The sequence below is a fragment of the Anaerotignum faecicola genome (genome assembly GCA_024460105.1).
In the GTDB taxonomy this organism is placed as follows: Bacteria; Bacillota; Clostridia; order Lachnospirales; family Anaerotignaceae; genus JANFXS01.
On sequence record JANFXS010000532.1, the window covers coordinates 1 to 395 of the forward strand.

Annotated in this window: 1 protein-coding gene; it reads left to right on the forward strand. The window is 37.2% G+C overall.

What is annotated here, in order from left to right:
* Nucleotides 1–395, forward strand: a 395-nt coding sequence (locus tag NE664_15255; protein MCQ4727989.1) for an O-antigen ligase domain-containing protein, incomplete at both ends; no start/stop codon positions are given.

Below are 395 nucleotides of genomic sequence, written 5' to 3' on the forward strand. Positions count from 1 at the left end.
GGCATCAGTGATAACGCCTATTTATCATTAGCAGCTTTGTTTGGATTCCTTCCGCTGTATTTATTTAAGAATAAGAAAGGAGTAAAATCCTATTTATTAATTCTTACTGCATTTTTTTCGGTAATCCAATGCATCGACTGGATTAATACTGGAATGGGAGATAAAGTACTGGGAATCGACAGTGCTTTTAATATAATAGTTAAATACGACGGATTATTATTGATTGTAACAGCTCTTTGGATTATTTGCGCCGTTGTTTATGGGTTAGATTATTTATATGCAAAAAAGAAGAGCCGGGATGTGGAGATACGTGGCGGAGATTCCGAAGAGAATGGGAAAAAGTTAACCGGCTATGGCGCTTTGCGAATTATCTGGCTGGCGATATTGGTTATCTG